Raw genomic sequence first — 16,579 nt, forward strand, 5'->3', positions numbered from 1 at the left:
CAGACGCGCGTCGCATGCGATCGTCCGCCGCGCGCGGCGGCTAACGCATCACGGTTCCCGCACTGTCGAGCACGAAGTCGACGCAGAACACGACGAGCCGGCTCTGCGCGCGGATCGCGACGGCGGCCGTATAGCAGTCGCGGCCTTCCGTCAGCGAGAAGTGAGGGCCCATCAGCGCGACGCGCCCGGGGGCGGCGACCGCGCGCTGGAAATACGGGCGCCGCGACCAGTTGCTGTGGGTTTCCGGGAATAGCGGCGCGAGGCGGGTCACGCTCGCCTGGCTGTCGTCGGGCGGTGCGCCGATCGAAGGCAGGAACTGTTCGCCGGTCTCGTCCGTGACGAACACGCGTCGCGCGGCCGGCACCGCGAACACGCGTTGCGCGGCGTCCTGCAGGTTGCCGCTTGCCGAAAACGCGGCCGCACCGGTGAGCACGAGCCGTTCGATCGCATCGAAGCCCGGCTGCTGGGCGATCACCGGCGTGTGCCGGCGGGCGATGAAGCGCCGCCACGCGGCATCGAGCATCGCGGGCGCCGCCGCGCTCGCGTGCGCGATCGATGCATCGGGCTGGCCGAACTGGAAACCCTGCACGAAATCGATGTCGGCTTCCATCAGCGCCTGCAGTGCGTCGTCGCTTTCGACGCCTTCGGCCAGCACCATCGCGCCGGCCTGGTGCAGCATCGACACGAGGTGATGCATGATGCGGCGATCGTCGGCCGAGGCGGTCGAACGCTCGACGAGCGAGCGGTCGAGCTTCACGATGTCGGGTCGCGCCCGCCACACGCGGTCGAAGTTCGAGAACCCCGTGCCGAAATCGTCGATCGCAATCAGGAAATCGCGATGCTGGATCATGTCGATCGTGCGGGCAAGCGCGGCTTCGTCGCGTGCCGGCTGCTCGACCACTTCCAGCACGATGCGGTTCGGCGGCAGGGCGAAATGCCGGCACAGCGCCTCGACGAACTCGCGCTGCACGAGGCCCGTGTCGAGCACGCGCGGCGTCACGTTCAGGAATAGCCAGCCGTCGCCGATTCCTTGCGTGACGAAGTTGGCCGTGTGGAGGCAGCGCGCGAGCCGGTCGAGCAGCAGCGCGTCGGCGTCGCCGCGCGTCTTGTCGAACAGGGCGGTGGGCGACACCAGCGCACCGTTCCCGTCGACGACGCGCAGCAGCGCCTCGTAGCCGACGACGCGCTTGTGCGTGATCGACAGCACGGGCTGGAACACGCTGCGCAATGTCGTGGTGCGGTAGGTGGCGAGCCAGCCGTGGGGCGTCGGCGTGAGACGTTCGAGCAGGGCGTCGAGCGACAGGTCGCGGGAGGACTTCATGTCAACGGTGCCCGGGAGCGGGCGGCGGCGTACCGCCACGCCGATGCAGCCGCATGCGCTGGCGGACGCGAAAGAACGGGAGGCATCGAGACCGCCTTCTGCGGATGAGTGTTCCGAGTGTAACGGGATTGCCGCGGCGCGCGTATCAGGGTAACTCCAGACGCAAACGGTACACCGCGATTGCGGCCCGCGCGCTGCGGCGCGGCGACCGGCCCCGCGTGCATGCGTACGGTGCATGACCGTCGCGAAACGAAGCGCGCCGCGGCGGCGGATGACGATCCCGCCTCCTGCCACTGGGCGGCGGCATGACCGTGCGTCGCTGCCGCCCGATGCGCAGGCCGATGCGGGAAATCCCGGCGGCCGGCCGCTGCCGTCAGACGAATGAGTCGAATGCCCGCGCGCCGCGGTGCGACCGGCGGCGCGTTAGCGCACCCGCGTCGCGTCGCCATCGGCATGGCCGCGCAGCGGCCGGCGATTTCTGCGCGCCGGGCGCGCCGATCGTCACGCCGCTTCGCCGCCGCGCGGTCGGACGCCGGGAATCCGCTTGATCACGCCGGTTGCGAGCGCGGTGCCGACGAGCACGATCGCACAGCCTCCGATCATCACGGCCGACACGTGTTCGCCGAGGAACAGCGCGCCCCATAGCAGCCCGAACACCGGGATCACGAACGTCACGGTAATCGCGCGGGCGGGCCCGATATGCGCGATCAGGTAGAAGAAGATGAAATACGCGATGCCCGTGCACGCGATGCCGAGGGCGAGCACCGCGCCCCATGCGTGCGCGCCGACCGGCGCGGCCGGCCACGTCGCGATCGCGAACGGCAGCAGCAGGACGGTCGAGCCGATCATGCTGCCGGTTGCGTTGACGAGCGGATCGACGCCGCCGAGCTTGCGTTTCGTATAGTTGGCCGCGATGCCGTACAGCAGCGTCGCGCCGAGCGCGGCCGCCGCAGCGAGCGCGGTCGCGCTGGCGCCCGTGTCGCCGTGCGCGTTCGCGATCTGGTTCCATACGAGCGTGAGCACGCCGGCAAACCCGATGACGAGGCCGAGCGCGCGCGGCAGCGACAGCTTGTCCTTCAGCCACAGGTAAGCGACGAGTGCGCCCCACAGCGGCGTCGTCGCGTTGATCACCGACGTCACGCCGGCCGACAGCGTCAGCTCGGCGAACGCGAACAGGCAGAACGGGATGCCCGAATTCAGCGCGCCGACGACGAACAGCGGCCACGCATGACGGCGCAGCCGGGCGCCGAGATCGGCAGGTTTGAAGCGCGTCAGCGCGAAGCCCGCGAGAAACAGCGCGCCGATGCCTACACGCAGCGCCATCAGCGGCGCGACGCCGAAATCGACCACGCCGATCCGGATGAACAGGAAGGATGCGCCCCACAGGGCGGCGAGCACGGTCAGCAGGAAAGCGTTCTTGGGCGACATCGATCGGCGAGGGCGGGGACGGGATGCGACGAATCTTACACCGCGTTACCGCACCGTCGTTTCACGATCGAATGAAACGACAAGAAACGGGAATTCCGCCGTTTGGCACCGGCGGCGGACGGCCGGCCACACGCACGCGGCGCGGTCGATCAGTGATGACGCCAGCCGCCGCGTCCGCCGAAGCCGAAATTGAGCGACAGCGCGGGGCCCCAATAACTGCCCCACGCGGGCGCATACGCCGGGGCCGGATAGTAGTAGGCGGGGCCGGGATCGACATACACGGGCGCGGGCTGTACCGGCACCGGCGCCGCCGTGTAATAGCCGCCCGGATAGTAGCCGTACGGGTAATAGCAGCCGGCGAGCGTCGTGCAGGCGAGCGCCGCGGCGACGAAGGTCCTGTTCATGATGTGTCTCCGGCGAAAGCCGGCCATCGGCAGATGCTTGAAGCTTAGGCCGAGTACCGATGACACGGTATGAGAAACGGTAACCGATCATTTCCGGGTCGCGGCCGGGCCGGCTGCGATGCCGCATGCGAAAACGGCGCTTCCGCAGTGCGGAAACGCCGTTTGAACCGACCGGCCGATGGCTGGGCGACGCCCAACCGGCCGATGCGACTGCTTTACTTGCCGACCTGGTTACCGATGATGCCGCCGGCCGCCGCGCCGCCCAGCGTCGACAGCGCGTTGCCGCCGATCGCCGCGCCGGCGACGCCGCCGACACCCGCACCGATTGCCGTATCGCGCTGACGTCGCGACATCGAATCGCAGGCCGACAGGCTGGCCACCGTCGCGACGAGGAGCGCGCATACCCCAAAACGCCGAATCGAGTTCATGATCGTTGTCCTTGTGGTAGTGAACGGAAGGCACACGGCCGGCTGGCGGCCGCGCATGTCCCCAATCTACGCGCCGTCCCGCGACGCTGCTGTAAGGACTTGTTAAGGCTCGCGCGGTTTCGTAATCAATTGTTTCGTATGGGCCGGCAGGCACGCGACATGCGCAAAAAAGCCCGCTCGAAAGCGGGCTGCGTGCATCGCGATGCGAGCCGATGCGGCTCGCGGCGCGCTTACTGACGGTGGTAGATTTCGGCGCCGGTCTTCACGAACTCGACCGCCTTGACCTCCATCCCTTTCTTCAGTGCCTCGGTTTCCGACACGCCCTGCTGGGCCGCGAATTCGCGCACGTCCTGCGTGATCTTCATCGAGCAGAAATGCGGGCCGCACATCGAGCAGAAGTGCGCGACCTTGGCCGAATCCTTCGGCAGCGTCTCGTCGTGGAATTCGCGCGCCTTGTCCGGGTCGAGACCGATGTTGAACTGGTCTTCCCAGCGGAACTCGAAACGCGCTTTCGACAGCGCGTTGTCGCGCACCTGCGCGCCCGGGTGACCCTTGGCGAGGTCGGCTGCGTGCGCGGCGAGCTTGTACGTGATGATGCCTTCCTTCACGTCGTCCTTGTTCGGCAGGCCAAGGTGCTCCTTCGGCGTCACGTAGCACAGCATCGCGGTGCCGAACCAGCCGATCATCGCGGCGCCGATGCCCGACGTGATGTGGTCGTAACCCGGCGCGATGTCGGTGGTCAGCGGCCCGAGCGTGTAGAACGGCGCTTCCTTGCACCAGTCGAGCTGCAGATCCATGTTCTCCTTGATCAACTGCATCGGCACGTGGCCGGGGCCTTCGATCATCACCTGCACGTCGTGCTTCCACGCGATCTGCGTGAGCTCGCCGAGCGTCTTCAGCTCGCCGAGCTGGGCTTCGTCGTTCGCGTCGTAGATCGAGCCGGGGCGCAGGCCGTCGCCGAGCGAAAAGCTCACGTCGTACGCCTTCATGATCTCGCAGATCTCTTCGAAGTGTTCGTACAGGAAGCTTTCCTTGTGATGCGCGAGGCACCACTTCGCCATGATCGAGCCGCCGCGCGACACGATGCCCGTCATCCGGTTCGCGGTGAGCGGCACGTACTGCAAGCGCACGCCCGCGTGGATCGTGAAGTAGTCGACGCCTTGCTCGGCCTGCTCGATCAGCGTGTCGCGGAAGATTTCCCACGTCAGGTCCTCGGCCTTGCCGTTGACCTTCTCGAGCGCCTGATAGATCGGCACCGTGCCGATCGGCACCGGGCTGTTGCGAATGATCCACTCGCGCGTTTCATGGATGTGCTTGCCGGTCGACAGATCCATCACCGTGTCGCCGCCCCAGCGGATCGCCCACGTCATCTTGTCGACTTCCTCGCCGATCGACGACGTGACGGCCGAGTTGCCGATGTTCGCGTTGATCTTCACGAGGAAGTTGCGGCCGATGATCATCGGCTCGGATTCCGGGTGGTTGATGTTCGCGGGAATGATCGCGCGGCCGCGTGCGACTTCGTCGCGCACGAATTCGGGCGTGATCTCGGCGAGCGCGTTCGCGCCGAAGGCCGCGGCGCCGAACGCCTGGCCGGGGTGCTGGCGGCCCATCATCGCGGCGAGCTTCGCGCCGTTCGGGCCGCTCGACTTCAGGCTCTCGATGTACTCGGCGCGGCGCTGGTTCTCGCGGATCGCGATGTATTCCATTTCCGGCGTGATGATGCCCTGGCGCGCGTAGTGCATCTGCGTGACGTTCTTGCCGGCCTGCGCGCGGCGCGGGTTGCGGTGCAGGCCCGGAAAGCGCAGGTCGGCGGTGGCCGGGTCGGCCGCGCGCTCGAGGCCGTACCGGCTCGACAGGCCGGGGAGCACCTCGGTGTCGCCGCGCGCTTCGATCCAGCGCTGGCGCAGCGCGGGCAGGCCCGCGCGGATGTCGATCTTCGCGTCCGGATCGGTGTAGGGGCCCGACGTGTCGTACACGTAGATCGGCGGATTCTTTTCGCCGCCGAAGCCGGTCGGGGTGTCGGCCTGCGTGATTTCACGCATCGGCACGCGGATGTCGGGCTGCGAGCCGGTTACATACACCTTTCGCGAATTGGGCAGCGGCGCGACGGCAGCGGCGTCGACATGGGCGTCGGCGGACAGAAACTTCGGATTGGCGTTCATGCAATCTCCTGTGTGAGCGCCGGACAGGCGCTTCGGCGCTTGCCCGGAGCCCTTGACGAATGTGGGGCTCGAGCTAAGCAGGAGACGAGGCTTGGTGAGGCGGCGGATTTCGTCAGAAGGATGGCGGCGAAACCCGTACGCTTCCCTGCGCTGGCATTATCCAGATCAGGTTCAAAGGGTATTTCTCACCCGCAATGCCGGTCGTTCGACCGAACGCATTGCAGGACCCCCGCGTTAGCAAGGGCACACGATACACCGGCTTGCCGGCGGTTTCAACCGGGTGCGAAGCCGATGGTGCCGGGCGGCCGGCGGATCGCGGCCGCCGGTGCGCGCACGGTGCGCCGCAGCAAGCGCTGCCGTCGATCCGCCATGTCGTCCGGGACGGAAGGGGCGGGCAGTGCAGCATTTCCATCCCGTGTTTCCGGTTTCAAAAAATTTTTCGACATCGCTGTCATTTCCGGCGGCGTCCTCCGTCTATTCGGCTCCCAAACCCATGTATCGGAGAGATGTCATGAAAAACGTATTCCTCGCCGCCTGTGTCGCCGCGCTTGCCACGATCGCAACGGGCGCCTACGCGCAGAACGACGCAATGTCGAAGGACGGCATGTCGATGTCGAAGGACGCGATGGGTCACGACGCGATGGCGAAGGACGGTGCGATGAAGAAGGACGGCATGAAGAAGCATGCGATGAAGAAGGACGCGATGGGCCACGACGCGATGAAGAAGGACGACGCGATGAAGAAAGACGCGATGAGCCCGTCGAACTGACGAATGCGTGCGCGGGGCGCGGCCGGCCGGTTGCCGGCGCGCACCGCGTCCCGCCGCTTCATCCCCGGAGTCATCATCATGCAAACGGTTCCTGTCACGGATCGCGCGGGCGTGCCGCCGCCCGCGCCGACGATCCATCCGCGCTGGGTGCGCGCGAGCCACTGGCTCAACGCGCTCGCGGCGATCCTCATGGTGTTGTCCGGCTGGCGCATCTACGACGCGTCGCCGATCTATCCGTCGTTCACGTTCGCGCACGGCATCACGCTCGGCGGCTGGCTCGGTGGCGCGCTGCAATGGCATTTCGCGGCGATGTGGCTGCTGGTCGGCAACGGGCTGTTCTACCTCGCGATGTCGATCGCGACGGGGCGCTTCGCGCGCAAGTTGCTGCCGGTGACGCCTGCGTCGGTGTGGCGCGACGTGCGCGCCGCGCTCGGCGGCCGGCTGTCGCACGACGACCTGAGCGTCTACAACGCGGTGCAGCGTGCCGCGTACCTGACCGCGATCGTCGATCTCGTCGTGTTGGTGCTGTCGGGCCTGACGATCTGGAAATCCGTGCAATTTCCGCTGTTGCGCGAGCTGTTCGGCGGTTACGACGACGCGCGCATCGTGCACTTCTGGGCGATGTCGCTGCTGGTCGCATTCGTCGTCGTTCACGTCGCGATGGCGTTGCTGGTACCGCGCTCGCTGCTCGCGATGCTGCGCGGCCACTGACCCGCGCGTGGCGGGCGAAGGAAATCATCATGTCGGAATCCGAAAAAAACCGCGGCGAGTCGCGCTGGACGCTCGACAGGCAGTCGCTCGAACTCGACGTGCGCCGCACGCTCGAGATGCCGTCGCGACGGCTCTTCAACCGGCGCGTGCTGACGCTCGGCGGCCTCGCGATGCTGACCGGCTGCACGTTGCAGGACGACGTGTCGGTCAACACGTTCCTCGAGAAAGTGTCGCGCATGAACGATCGCGTGCAGGCATGGCTGTTCAACCCCAACCGGCTCGCGCCGACCTACACCGAAGCCGACATCACGCGGCCGTTCCCGTTCAATGCGTACTACGGGATCGACGACGTGCCGCACGTCGACGAATCGACGTATCGGCTCGTGCTGTCCGGCCGCGTGACGGGCAAGCGCGTGTGGACGCTCGACGAGCTTCGGGCGCTGCCGCACGCGGAACAGATCACGCGGCATATCTGCGTGGAAGGGTGGAGTGCGATCGGCCGCTGGGGCGGCACGCCGTTCGGCGCGTTTCTCGCACGCGCGGGTGCCGATACCGGTGCGAAATACGTCGGCTTCAAATGTGCGGACGATTACTACGAAAGCATCGACATGCCGACCGCGCTGCATCCGCAGACGCTGCTCGCGTTCGACTACGACGGCCGCCGGCTGCCGCCGGAATACGGTTTCCCGATGAAGCTGCGGATGCCGACCAAGCTCGGCTACAAGAACCCGAAGCACATCATGGAAATCTTCGTGACCGATACGTTTCCGGGCGGCTACTGGGTCGATCAAGGGTACAACTGGTTCGGCGGCTCGTGACCGGCGCATGCGCGCCGAGATGCATCGCGCATCGGCGTCATGCGGATTCCCGCACCTGAAGCTCGACGTGCAGGCCGGCCGCCGCCGCCATGTTGACGAGCGCGTCGAGCGCGAACAGGTTGATCTTGCCGCGCATCAGGTCGGACACGCGGGGCTGCGTGACGCCCAGCAGTTTCGCGGCCTGTGCCTGGCTGAGTTCGAGCTGCGCGAGGCGTTGCTTGAGCGCGATCATCAGTTCGGACCGCAGCTTCATGTTCTCGGCCTCGGCGGGCTGCTCTTCGATCGCGTCCCAGATGCTCTTGTAGCGTTCGTTGGTCATCGTTTCCACTCCGTCAACAGGGCGCGATAGCGCCGGGCGGCCAGTTCGATATCGGCCTTGCTCGTGCGCGCCGATTGCTTCCGGAAGCAATGCAGCACATAGACCGCGTTGGCAAACGTCGCGACATAGACGATCCGGAATGCGCCGCTCGCGTCGCGCAGGCGAATCTCCCGAACGCCGACGCCGATGGTGCGCATCGGTTTCCAGTCGTCGGGCGCCAGGCCGCGCTGCGCCTGATCGATCTGATGACCGGCTTCGCGTCGTACGGCAGGCGGGAAATCGCGAAGCGCGTCGAGGGCGCTACCGATGAAAACGACCGGCTTCGGCGGGAGAATGGCAAGATTATACAAAATTTTGTATGGACGTGAAGGTGCAGTTCGAACGGAGCGTGCGGCGCGCAGCACGCGTCGCCCCGTCACGATAAGGGCGAAACGGCGACGGCCATGTACAACTGGCCGTTCGGCCGACGGCTCGCGTGAACGCGGCACGGGCGGCAATGTCGAGCCCCATTTTTCAGCCGCCGCTTTCATCCGGCGTCGCGCGAAAAATGTCGCGCCGAAACATCAGTCGATATGCTTTCAGACAGGTCCGACGATGCTTTCGAATCCTTGATGCCATAATGCCGAGCGTGTGCAGCCGATACGGTTGCGCACGTTTTTTTTGCCTTTTGCCGCCGCTCGCCGGTTCTCTTTCGTCGCCGTTCGCACTGCCATGTCGTTCCGCACGTTCGCTCTGCCTTCCCGGTCCCGCGTGGGCCGTTTGCCGGCATCGCCGGCGTCTTTCAGCGGAGCACGCGGCGTGACGTGCGGGCGGGCCGCACGATGACGCCGCTCGACCGCCTCCTCGATTTCCTCGCCCGCTTTTCGTTCCGGATCCGCCTGCCGCAAAGCCGCGGCGGCCGCGTGGCGCTCGCGCTCGTCTTCATCTATTTCGTCTGGGGCTCGACCTACAGCGGGCTGCATTTCGCGCTGCAGTCGTTCCCGCCGCTGTTGCTGTCGGGGCTGCGCAACCTGCTCGGCGGGGTTGGCCTCTTCATCTTCGCGCTGCGGCGCAAGCCCGAATGGCCGACGCTGCTGGAAATCCGCAACGCGGCGATCGTCGGCACGATGCTCGTCGCGTTGTCGTCCGGCACGATCGCGCTCGGCATGCGCACGGTCAGCAGCGGTTCGGCCGCGGTGATGGTGGCCACGGTGCCGTTGTTCGCGACCGTGATCGCGGCGGTCGCCGGGCGGCCGGTGACGAAGGGCGAATGGGCGGCCGTCGCGCTGGGGATGGTCGGCATCGTCGTGCTGAATTCGGGCGGCGCGGCCGCCGCGAACTCGGCGCTCGGCACGATCTGCGTGCTGGCCGGCGCACTGTTCTGGGCAGGCGGTGCGCATCTCGCGACGCGGCTCAAGCTGCCGTCCGACCTGTTTCTGTCGACGTCGCTGCAGATCGGCCTCGGTGGGCTGATGTCGACGATCGTCGCGTGGCTGCTCGGCGAACGCGTCGAACAGCTGGCCGTCGGGTCCGTGTTCGCGTTCGTGTACCTGATGGTGTTCTGCACGATGGCCGCGTACGTCGCGTACGGCTATCTGATCCGCCACACGAGCCCGATCATCGCGAGCAGTTGCATGTACGTGAATCCGATCGTCGCGGTCGCGCTCGGTGCGTTGCTGCTGGGCGAACCGGTGACGATGGCGACCGTGGTCGCGACCGTCGCGATCCTCGGCAGCGTCGGGTTGTCGTTCGTGTTCGATCCGGCGCGCCGGCCCGCGGCGGCGGCGGCGGCCACGGCCACGGCCACGGCCACAGGTTCGCCGGCCGTCGCGGCCGAGCAGGCGGGTGCGGCGGACGCTTCCGCCGTCGCCGAGCAGAGCGCCACGCCGGATGCGGCGCCGATCCTCGCGCCTTCCGCTGTCCCGCTCGCGGTGCCGGCACCCGCGGCGGTGATGGATCCCGGCGCGGTGATCGACCCGGCTCCGGCGTTCGCGCCGCCGCCCGCGGCCGAGCCGGCCGCCTCGCGCACCGACGCGTGACGCCGCGGTGGCCGGCCGCGCTCAGCCGCGCCGGCCGCCGCGATGGTGGAACCAGCCGGCGAGCGCGGTAAACAGCAGGCCGGCAGCGCACATGCCGGTCCAGCCGAACGCGCGCCATGCGGCGACGCCGGCCGACGAGCCGAGCGCGCCGCCGATGAAATAGCACACCATGTACACCGTGTTGACGCGGCTGCGCGCGTCGGGCTTCAGCGCATAGATGCGCGACTGGTTCGAGATCTGCGCGGCCTGTACGCCCACGTCGAGCACGACCACGCCGATCACGAGCCCGACGAGGCTCGACCCCGACAGCGCGAAGATCACGAACGACAGCGCGAGCAGTGCGATCGCGAGCGAGATGATCGCCCGCGGGCCGCGCGTGTCCGCGAAGCGGCCCGCATACGGCGCGGCGAGTGCGCCTGCGGCGCCGACGATCCCGAACAGGCCGGCCGCCTGCGGGCCGAGATGGAACGGCGCGCCGGCGAGCAGCAGCGTGAGCACCGGCCAGAACGCGCTGAACGCCGCGAACAGCGCGGCGCCTGTGAGCGACGCCTCGCGCAGCCCGCGCAGTTCGACGGCCAGGTGCCACATCGAGCCGAGCAGCTTGCCGTACGACAGCGTCGACGTCGGCGAGCTGCGCGGCAGCCGCAACACGATCACGACGGCGAGTGCGACCAGCGCCGCGACCGATGCGGCGAACACCGCGCGCCAGCCGAAATACTCGGCGACGAAGCCGGCGGCGGTGCGCGCGAGCAGGATGCCGAGCAGCAGGCCGCTCATCACGGTGCCGACCGCGTGGCCGCGTTCGGCCGGCGGCGCGATTTCGGCGGCGAACGGCACGGCCTGCTGCGCGATGGTCGCGAGGATGCCGATCGCGAGGCTCGCGGCCGCGAGCACGGCCAGCGACGGCGCGGTGGCCGCCACGATCAGCGCGATCGACAGCCCCGCGATCTGCAGCAGGATCAGCCCGCGGCGATCGAAGCGGTCGCCGAGCGGCGCGAGCAGGAACATGCCGGCCGCATAGCCGAGCTGCGTCGCGGTCGGTACCGCGCCGATCCACGATGCGCCGTCCGGAAAGGCCGAGCGGAAGCTGTCGAGCAGCGGCTGGTTGTAGTAGATGTTCGCGACCGACACGCCCGCGATCGTCGCGAGCAGCAACAGCAGGCTGCGCGAGTAGTGGGGCGAGGCGGCGTCGGTCGGGCGGTCGGTGGAGGCGGTGGACATGGCGGCAGGCACGGAGTGGGGCGGCGCGGCAGGCGGCGCACGCGTCGGGTGCGCAGGCGGGCCGGGCGCCGGTCGAGGTTGCCGATCATACCGGAGCGACGTGAATCCTGCCGGCGGCGAACCGGCGAACCGGCGAACCGGCGAACCGGCGAACCGGCCCAACGGACCGGCCGCCGCCTGTCACGGCACGCGCTTCACGTCGTTCAGTCGACCAGCTCGCCGGTCGGCTCATAGAACGGATACGGTCCCGCCCCTTCGTCCACGTAGACGTGATGCGACGTCATACCCGTCTCGGGTGCATGGCGATGGACCGCGAACGCCGGCGGTTCGAGCCGGAATGCGGACGGCGCATCGGCTCGCAGGTCGAAGGCGACCTGGTGCGCGGGCGACGGCACCGCGCACGCGAGCGTGCCGCCGAAGCGCGTGAACATCGTGCGGTGCACGTGGCCGCACAGCACGCGCTCGACGTTCGGATGACCGCGCAGCAGCGCATCGAGTTTCGCGGCGGCGGCGGGCGCGAGACGCAGCTTGTCCATGTGGCCGATGCCCGACGCGAACGGCGGGTGATGCAGCGCGACGATCGCGGGCCGGTCGCGCGCGGCGTCGAGCTGCGCGGCGAGCCAAGCGAGCCGCGCGTCGCAGAGGTCGCCGTGGCTCGCGCCCGGCACTTGCGAATCGAGCGCGAGCACGCGCACCGCACCGACGTCGAGCGCGTACTGCACGAATTCGCCGTTCTGAAGCTCGGCGCGATCGGCGAACGCGCGGCGCAATCCGGCGCGGTCGTCGTGATTGCCGATCATCAGGTAGTACGGAATCTCGAGCGCCGCGAGCAGCCCGCGCAGGTTGCCGTACTCTTCATCGTGGCCGAAGTCGGTCAGGTCGCCGGTGACGAGTACGGCGTCGGGGCGCGGCACGAGCGCGTTCAGCTTCGCGATGCAGCGGGCGAGCGCGGCCGCCGTATCGACGCGCCGGTACGCGAGCTGGCCCGGGCGCTTGATGTGGAGATCGCTGATTTGAGCAAGCAGCATCGTCGTTCCTCGGAATCGTCTGGTTGTTGTCCCGGCGGCGTGCGCCGCCGTGGGGTGTTGCGTGAATGATGCCCGATCGAAGGCTTACGCGCCGAGCGCGATCAGGCCTTCCGGCGCGATCGTGAGGCCGACCGCCGTACCGCGTGCGAGCGCGATGCGGCCCGGCACGTCGATCACGAGCGCGTCGGGCGCCGCATGCTCGATCGTGAGCCGCGTGCGCTCGCCGAGGAACGCGCACGCGCCGACGGCGCCGCGCAGCGGCGCATGGGCGGGATCGGCGAGCTGCGCATCCTCGGGGCGGAAGAACCATTCGTCGGCCGCATGCGGCGTGACGATCGCGCCGCCCGTCGTTACGAGCGCGCCGTCGCGCCACTGGCCCGCCAGCCGGTTCAGCGTGCCGATGAACTGCGCGACCGTCCGGTTCGCGGGGTGGTAGTAGATCTCGCGCGGCGTACCGATCTGCTCGATGCGGCCCGCGCCCATCACGACGATCCGGTCGCCGAGCTCCATCGCTTCGGCCTGATCGTGCGTCACGTAGACGGTCGTTACGCCGAGCGCGCGCAGCAGCGTGTTCATGTCGCGGCGCAGCACGTCGCGCAGCTTCGCGTCGAGCGCGGTCAGCGGTTCGTCGAGCAGCAGCACGCGCGGGCGCACCGCGAGCGCGCGCGCCAGCGCGACGCGCTGACGCTGGCCGCCCGACAGTTGATCGACCGGTTTGTCCGCATGCGCATCGAGCCGCATCATCGCGAGCAGCTCGTCGACGCGTTCGCGCAACGCGCGCGGTTCGGTCTTGCGGATCTTCAGCCCGTAGCCGACGTTGCCGCGCACCGTCAGGTTCGGAAACAGCGCGTAGTTCTGGAACACCATGCCGACCTGCCGGCGCTCGATCGGCAGCAGGGTGACGTCGTCGTCGCCGAATGCGATCTTGCCGCCGGCGTCCGGCGTGTCGAGGCCCGCGATCAGGCGCAGCGTGGTCGTCTTGCCGCAGCCCGATGGCCCGAGCAGCACGAGCGTTTCGCCGGCGCCGATCGACAGGTCGAGCGGTTCGAGCACGCGGGTGCCGCGGAACGTCTTCGCGCAGCCGGTCAGGGTGATGGGAGTGGAATCGAGTTTCATGTCTGCAAGAAATCAGCGCGGTCGCTTCTTCGGCGCGCGCGTACCGGACGGATCGACGCCGAGCCACTGCATCGCGACGAGCAGCGGCAGCGTCATCAGCAGGAACAGGATCGTGTACGCGCTGCCGACCTCGAGGCGCAGCGACGCATACGTATCGGCGAGCCCGACCGGCAGCGTCTTGGTGTCGGGCGTGTGCAGCATCCACGTGAGATTGAATTCGCCGATCGACAGCGTGAGCACCGCGAGCGCGCCGGCGACGATCCCGGGCCGCAGGTTCGGCAGCACGATCGTGACGAAACGCGTGACGAACGACGCACCGAGGCTCGCCGCGCCTTCCTCGAGCGTGCGCAGGTCGGCGCCGGCCGCGATGGCCGCCACCGCGCGCACCATGAACGGCAGCGTGAACACGACGTGGCCCACGACGATGAACCACAGGCTCATCCGGAATGCGGTGAAGCCGCCGTACACGACCAGCAGCGCGAGCGCCGAAGCCAGCCCCGGCAGCGCGACCGGCAGCACGAGCGCTTCCTCGATCGCACGCGCGATGCGGCTCTTGCTGCGCGCGAGCGCATAGCCGGCCGGCACGCCGACGACGAGCACGATCGCGAGCGTCGCGAACGCGACGTAGAGCGACAGCGCGACCGAGCCGTGATACTGCTGCCACACTTGTTCGAGCCAGCGCAGCGTGAGGCCGCTCGACAGGCCGCGGAAATAGTTGACGGTGAGGCCCGCGAGCACCGACATCACGACGGGCACGATCAGGAACGCGCACAGCAGCAGCGTGACGCCCCATTGCAGCGCGGCGATCGCACGCGCGCCGGCGACGCGCGGCGCATGCCGCGCGGCGCGCGTCGTTTGCAACGGAGCCGGGGCGGGGGCCGGCGACGGCGTGGAAGAGCCGGAAAGCGATTGCATGCGGGAATCCTCAGGCCGCGGCAGCGGCGGTGTGACCGGTGAAGCGGCGCGCGAGCGCGAGCACGGCCCAGGTGACGATGCCGAGCACGATCGACAGGCCGGCCGCCGTCGCGATGTTCGCGTTCAGCGTGAATTCGGTATAGATCGTCATCGGCAGCACGTTCAGATCGGTGGCGAGCGTGAACGCGGTGCCGAACGCGCCCATCGCGGTCGCGAAGCAGATCGCGCCGGCCGCGATCAGCCCCGGCGCGAGCGCGGGCAGCACGATGTCGACGAAGATGCGCCACGGTGACGCGCCGAGCGAACGCGCGGCTTCCTCGAGCGACGCGTCGAGCTTCGACGCGGCCGCGATCACGGTGACGATCACGCGCGGAATCGAGAAGTACAGGTAGCCGACGAACAGGCCCGCCACCGAATAGGCGAACACCCATTTGTCGCCGACGAGCTTCGCCGACAGCATGCCGATCAACCCCTGGCGCCCCGCGAGCATGATCACCATGAAGCCGACGACGACGCCCGGGAACGCGAGCGGAAACGTGAGCAACGCGAGCAGCACGCGCTTGCCGGCGAATTCGCGGCGCGCGAGCAGCAGGCCGGAAACGGTCGACAGCGCGAGCGTCGCGAGCGTGACGCCCGCGGACAGCGCAACCGTCTCGCCGAGGCTCTTCATGTAACGCGCGTTGCCGAGCAGCGCCGCGTAGTGCGAGAAGAAGGCGCCGTCGGCGGACACCTGCACGAGCGCAGCCATCGGCAGCAGCCAGAACGCGGCGAATACCGCCAGCGCCGGCGCGACGAGCGCGACGCGCCAGCGCAGCGGGAAAGTCAGGTCGAGCATGACGTGGGACCGGCCGCTTACTGCATCACCTGCAGGTACTGCTGGCCGAACGCCTGCTGGCCGGCCGCCATCTTGCCGAAGTCGACCGACTTCGCCCGCGCGTATTCGCTCGCCGGCAGGAACTTCGCGGCGACGTCGGCGCCGAGCGCCTGCGCGCGCACCGGGCGCAGGTACGCGTTGGCCCACAGCTTCTGGCCTTCGTCGGACAGCACGAAGTCGAGCACCTTCTTGCCGTTCGTGTCGTGCGGCGCACCCTTCACGAGGCTCATCACGTACGGCACCGCGATCGTGCCTTCCTTCGGGATCACGAACTCGACGTTCGCGTTGTCCTTGTATTTCGCGCGATACGCATCGAAGTCGTAGTCGAGCAGGATCGGAATCTCGCCGGACAGCACGCGTGCATACGCGGTCTGCTTCGGCACGATCGGCGCGTTCGCCTTCAGCTTGCGGAACCAGTCGAGGCCCGGCTTGAAGTCGTCGAGGCTGCCGCCGAGCGCCTGGTTGACGGCGACCGCGCCCGCATAGCCGACGAACGCGCTCGACGGATCGAGATAGCCGACCATGCCCTTGTATTCGGGCTTCAGCAGATCGGACCACGAACGCGGCACCGGCTTGCCGTCGAGCGCGTCCTTGTTCACGAAGAAGCCGAGCGTGCCCGAGTGGATCGCGAACCAGTAGCCTTGCGGGTCCTTCAGGTTCGCGGGAATATCGTTCCAGTGTGCGGGCTTGTACGGCGCGATCACGCCCTTGTCCTTCGCCTGGAACGCAGACGACACGCCGAGGTAGACGACGTCGGCCACCGGGCTCTTCTGCTCGGCGATCAACTGCGCGATCGACTGGCCCGAATTCTTGTTGTCGAACGGCACGCGGATGCCGGTCTTCTGCTTGATCGCGGCGATCTGCGCGGCCCAGTCGGCCCATTCGGGCGGGCAGTTGTAACAGATTGCCGTTTCGTCGGCGTGGGCCGCAGGGGCGCAGGCGACGAGCGCGGCAAGGGCGAGCGGCGCGGCAAGCGCGCGCAGCAGCGAGGTCAGGCGAAAGGACACGGTGAGTCTCCGGGCGAGTGGGTGTAGCGCTGGGGGGGAT

The 16,579-nt window shown here is 68.3% G+C and carries 18 protein-coding genes and 1 riboswitch; of the genes, 4 read left to right on the forward strand and 14 right to left on the reverse strand.

The annotated features are described in order from the left end of the window. Window positions 1-40 precede the first annotated feature (40 nt). The 6 genes from WS89_RS17625 to WS89_RS33825 all read right to left on the reverse strand — a co-directional run bounded on the left by WS89_RS17625 (window position 41) and on the right by WS89_RS33825 (window position 6,198). On the reverse strand, window positions 41-1,321 hold the full coding sequence (locus WS89_RS17625; RefSeq protein ID WP_059792605.1) for a sensor domain-containing phosphodiesterase: 1,281 nt from the start codon (window positions 1,319-1,321) through the stop codon (window positions 41-43). 501 nt (window positions 1,322-1,822) lie between these two features. After that, complete coding sequence (locus WS89_RS17630; protein ID WP_059501871.1) at window positions 1,823-2,749, reverse strand: DMT family transporter; 927 nt, start codon at window positions 2,747-2,749, stop codon at window positions 1,823-1,825. Between the two features lie 149 nt (window positions 2,750-2,898). After that, window positions 2,899-3,153: a hypothetical protein gene (locus tag WS89_RS17635; protein ID WP_027784015.1), complete on the reverse strand. Its 255-nt coding sequence runs from the start codon at window positions 3,151-3,153 to the stop codon at window positions 2,899-2,901. 215 nt (window positions 3,154-3,368) lie between these two features. Next, window positions 3,369-3,581 carry a glycine zipper 2TM domain-containing protein gene (locus tag WS89_RS17640; RefSeq protein ID WP_011545020.1) on the reverse strand — a complete coding sequence of 71 codons (213 nt, stop codon included), beginning with the start codon at window positions 3,579-3,581 and terminating at the stop codon, window positions 3,369-3,371. A gap of 230 nt (window positions 3,582-3,811) precedes the next feature. Beyond that, window positions 3,812-5,743, reverse strand: coding sequence for a phosphomethylpyrimidine synthase ThiC (gene thiC / locus WS89_RS17645; RefSeq protein WP_059792333.1), 1,932 nt, complete (start codon window positions 5,741-5,743; stop codon window positions 3,812-3,814). A 124-nt stretch (window positions 5,744-5,867) separates the two neighbouring features. Beyond that, window positions 5,868-5,984: riboswitch (TPP riboswitch) on the reverse strand. 31 nt (window positions 5,985-6,015) lie between these two features. Further along, entirely contained in the window at window positions 6,016-6,198 is a 183-nt protein-coding gene (locus WS89_RS33825; protein WP_156440566.1) for a hypothetical protein, read from the reverse strand. A 56-nt stretch (window positions 6,199-6,254) separates the two neighbouring features. Between WS89_RS33825 and WS89_RS17650 the strand changes: the two genes are divergently transcribed. The 3 genes from WS89_RS17650 (at window position 6,255) to WS89_RS17660 (ending at window position 8,041) form a co-directional block, all read left to right on the forward strand. After that, window positions 6,255-6,512, forward strand: coding sequence for a pentapeptide MXKDX repeat protein (locus WS89_RS17650; protein WP_059792334.1), 258 nt, complete (start codon window positions 6,255-6,257; stop codon window positions 6,510-6,512). 78 nt (window positions 6,513-6,590) lie between these two features. Continuing rightward, on the forward strand, window positions 6,591-7,223 hold the full coding sequence (locus WS89_RS17655; protein ID WP_059502106.1) for a cytochrome b/b6 domain-containing protein: 633 nt from the start codon (window positions 6,591-6,593) through the stop codon (window positions 7,221-7,223). 29 nt (window positions 7,224-7,252) lie between these two features. Then, entirely contained in the window at window positions 7,253-8,041 is a 789-nt protein-coding gene (locus tag WS89_RS17660) for a molybdopterin-dependent oxidoreductase (protein WP_059792336.1), read from the forward strand. Between the two features lie 37 nt (window positions 8,042-8,078). Here the strand turns inward: WS89_RS17660 and WS89_RS17665 are convergent, their stop codons facing one another. Beyond that, on the reverse strand, window positions 8,079-8,360 hold the full coding sequence (locus WS89_RS17665; protein ID WP_034206864.1) for a helix-turn-helix domain-containing protein: 282 nt from the start codon (window positions 8,358-8,360) through the stop codon (window positions 8,079-8,081). Continuing rightward, window positions 8,357-8,710: a type II toxin-antitoxin system RelE/ParE family toxin gene (locus WS89_RS17670; protein WP_059792338.1), complete on the reverse strand. Its 354-nt coding sequence runs from the start codon at window positions 8,708-8,710 to the stop codon at window positions 8,357-8,359. The genes WS89_RS17665 and WS89_RS17670 overlap by 4 nt, the downstream gene beginning before the upstream one ends. A 471-nt stretch (window positions 8,711-9,181) precedes the next feature. On the opposite strand from WS89_RS17670, the gene WS89_RS17675 reads away from it, so the two are divergent. Beyond that, window positions 9,182-10,378 carry an EamA family transporter gene (locus WS89_RS17675; RefSeq protein ID WP_059792607.1) on the forward strand — a complete coding sequence of 399 codons (1,197 nt, stop codon included), beginning with the start codon at window positions 9,182-9,184 and terminating at the stop codon, window positions 10,376-10,378. A 21-nt stretch (window positions 10,379-10,399) separates the two neighbouring features. On the opposite strand, the gene WS89_RS17680 is transcribed toward WS89_RS17675, so the two are convergent. The 6 genes from WS89_RS17680 to WS89_RS17705 all read right to left on the reverse strand — a co-directional run bounded on the left by WS89_RS17680 (window position 10,400) and on the right by WS89_RS17705 (window position 16,539). Further along, a complete protein-coding gene (locus WS89_RS17680; protein WP_059501877.1) occupies window positions 10,400-11,599 on the reverse strand; it encodes an MFS transporter in 1,200 nt (399 codons plus the stop codon). A gap of 203 nt (window positions 11,600-11,802) precedes the next feature. Then, window positions 11,803-12,627, reverse strand: a complete 825-nt coding sequence (locus WS89_RS17685) for a phosphodiesterase (RefSeq protein WP_059792340.1) — start codon at window positions 12,625-12,627, stop codon at window positions 11,803-11,805. A gap of 84 nt (window positions 12,628-12,711) precedes the next feature. Further along, complete coding sequence (locus WS89_RS17690; protein WP_059792341.1) at window positions 12,712-13,743, reverse strand: ABC transporter ATP-binding protein; 1,032 nt, start codon at window positions 13,741-13,743, stop codon at window positions 12,712-12,714. Between the two features lie 12 nt (window positions 13,744-13,755). Continuing rightward, entirely contained in the window at window positions 13,756-14,658 is a 903-nt protein-coding gene (locus WS89_RS17695; RefSeq protein WP_059792343.1) for an ABC transporter permease, read from the reverse strand. Between the two features lie 10 nt (window positions 14,659-14,668). Further along, window positions 14,669-15,493: an ABC transporter permease gene (locus tag WS89_RS17700; RefSeq protein WP_059501884.1), complete on the reverse strand. Its 825-nt coding sequence runs from the start codon at window positions 15,491-15,493 to the stop codon at window positions 14,669-14,671. Window positions 15,494-15,510: 17 nt separating this feature from the next. Further along, window positions 15,511-16,539, reverse strand: coding sequence for an ABC transporter substrate-binding protein (locus tag WS89_RS17705; protein WP_059792345.1), 1,029 nt, complete (start codon window positions 16,537-16,539; stop codon window positions 15,511-15,513). Window positions 16,540-16,579: the final 40 nt, after the last annotated feature.

The sequence above is a fragment of the Burkholderia sp. MSMB1072 genome (assembly GCF_001524725.1).
In the GTDB taxonomy this organism is placed as follows: domain Bacteria; phylum Pseudomonadota; class Gammaproteobacteria; order Burkholderiales; family Burkholderiaceae; genus Burkholderia.